The organism is Hahella sp. HN01, assembly GCF_018986435.1.
Lineage (GTDB): Bacteria > Pseudomonadota > Gammaproteobacteria > Pseudomonadales > Oleiphilaceae > Hahella.
This window is the reverse complement of sequence record NZ_JAHMIN010000106.1, coordinates 1-2,220: the sequence shown is the minus strand read 5'-3', so window position 1 is coordinate 2,220 and position 2,220 is coordinate 1. Positions and strand designations below refer to the sequence as shown.

Annotated in this window: 3 protein-coding genes; all 3 read right to left on the bottom strand. The window is 64.3% G+C overall.

Annotated elements, in window-relative coordinates; genetic code table 11:
* Positions 1-617, bottom strand: a 617-nt coding sequence (locus KP814_RS32395; protein ID WP_253938810.1) for a S49 family peptidase, incomplete at its 3' end; no start/stop codon positions are given.
* The gene (locus KP814_RS32390; protein WP_216740651.1) at positions 538-2,010 is read right to left on the bottom strand and encodes a phage portal protein; all 1,473 of its coding nucleotides are present in this window, start codon (positions 2,008-2,010) and stop codon (positions 538-540) included. The genes KP814_RS32390 and KP814_RS32395, both read right to left, overlap by 80 nt.
* Positions 2,010-2,220: phage head-tail joining protein (locus KP814_RS32385; protein WP_253938809.1), on the bottom strand; the 211-nt coding region annotated here is incomplete at its 5' end. The genes KP814_RS32385 and KP814_RS32390, both read right to left, overlap by 1 nt.

Here is a 2,220-nt window from a genome sequence, read left to right as displayed (position 1 = left end):
TCTTTCGCTGACTGGTCTACGTGCAGCGCGATCACGCCCACCGAGCCCACGCCTGCGGTCTGCGACAAGCTGAGCCGACCCGCGCTTGCGGCGATGGCGTAGGCGGCGGAGAAGGCGGAGTCATTGGCATGCGCCCAGACCGGCTTGCGGGCGTTCACCGCGCGGATGCGTTCAGCCAGCTCAAAGACCCCGCCGGCCTCACCGCCCGGCGAATCAATGTCGAGTAAAATACCCGCCACCTGTGGGTCGGCCACGGCGGCATCCAGGCTTTGCGCGATCTGGCCATAGGAAGACAGACCGGACGCGGCTTCAAGGCCCAGCGTGCGCCGCACCAGCGAACCATGCACGGGGATAACCGCAATGCCGGGCGCGCTGTCTTTGCGCGCTCGTGGCGCCGGCGGCGTGAGGCTCACGCCCGGGTTGGCCAGTCCTATCCGACCACCCACCACCGCCAGGATCACATCCAGTTTGCAGCGGGCGATCAGTAGCGGCGTCCCGATCAAGCGGGACGCTAAATGAATCATGGGCATATGTATTTTAGTCTTCTGAGGAATCGGAAGGGGCGGCGTCGGGCGCTGTAGCGGATGGTCTGGGATCGGAGTCGAACGCCAGACCAAGCTCGTCTGCGCGCGCGTTATCAGCGGCAATTTCTCTGTCGATGGTTTCCGCGTCATAACCGAACGCGGAGATGGCTTCAGAGCGGGACAGTAACCCGGCGCGAATGGCCACGATCAGCGCATCGAATTCTTTCTTGGGATCGACCCACTGCCATCCCTGGGGCACCCATTTGACGGCGAGATAGTCCCGCCGATGGTTGGCGAAATCGGGCGCCTGCAAAGCGCCTTCCAGCACCGCTTGAGTCATCCATGCGCGCCAGATGGGGCGGCATAGCTGATGGACAATGACACCGTGCTGGATCGCTTCGCAGCGACGTCGAAACTCCAGCAGGCCGGCGCGGATCGAGGAGTAATTTACCTGGGTCAAATCGCCAGTGAGCATCTCGTAGGTGATGCCCATCGCTGCGGCGACGGCGCGAAACTGTTGACGCATGAAGTCCGCGTAACTGGCGCCGACGTCCGCCGGTTGCGAGAACTTGATGTCCTCGCCTGGCTCGAGAATCTGCAACGCCCCGGGCTCCAGTCCCGCCAGCGCAGCTCCCTGTCCGTCCGGCGCGCCTTCGCCCATGAGGTTGTCCTCTGGGCCGATGCGTGTGATGAAACCGGCGAACATCGCCGCCGTTTTCTTGCGCACCAGCTCGGCGTCGTCGTATTGATCCAGCTCGTTGAGCTTGACCAGGGCCCGGGCCAGCCAGGGTTCGCCGCGGATCTGACCCGGTCGCAGCGGCCGGAACACATGTAGGATTTCGGTGGCGGGAACCCGCACTGTTTCCAAGTCCGTCGCGCCGGACGCTGGGGCGAGCAGACCGTCTCCTGGATGCGTGCGATACAGATGGTAGGCGACACGCCGCCCCAGGCGATCGAACTCAATGCCGGCGCGTACGGTATGGCCGTTGGGGAGGTCCTGATTCAGCGTCGGGTCCAGATGCTCCGGCTCCAGCACCTGCAGTTGCAGACCAACCGGCAGATCGTCTTCTGGACGGCGGTAACGTAGCCGCACCAAGCACTCGCCGCCCTCCAGCATGGCGCGACACACCAACGCCTGCAGGCCATAGAAATCCGTCAGTCCGGCGGCGTCGGCGTCTTCGCTCCAATCGCGCCACAGCTCATGAATGGCTTCCCGCAAACGAGGATCTTTGACCAGGGACTGGGGTTTGACGCCGACGCCGATGGCATTGGCGACGTAGGCTTCGACGCCCGCCGCGGCCCAGACATTGCGGCGGGCCAGATCCCGGCTTTTGGCGCGCAGCTCATTCTGAGTGAACGCCAACGCCGCCACCGCACCGGGATTGCCCACTTGCCAGGCGAGCGCCCGACGGCCGCCGCCGACCCCGTCATAGGTTGGCGCGGTCTGCCCGAACAGCCCTTTGCGCAGACGCGCGAACCAGGCCATCAGGCGCCTTTGCCCGTCGTCATATAAATCCGTCTTACCCGCGGCGTATGTGCGTGTCGGGAAATCTCCGCCTCCACGGTGCGTATCGCCGCCTGCAGCTCGGCCACCGAACGGTACTCCACCGTTTTGTCGCCGAAGCTCACCCGGCGCTCGCCGGTGGCCAACGCCCGCTTCAAAACATCAAGTTGCTCTTGGGTATACATGTACATG

Coding starts and splice junctions, on each gene's coding strand:
- KP814_RS32390 (WP_216740651.1), bottom strand. CDS start 2,010: ATGGCCTGGTTCGCGCGTCTGCGCAAAGGGCTGTTCGGGCAGACCGCG.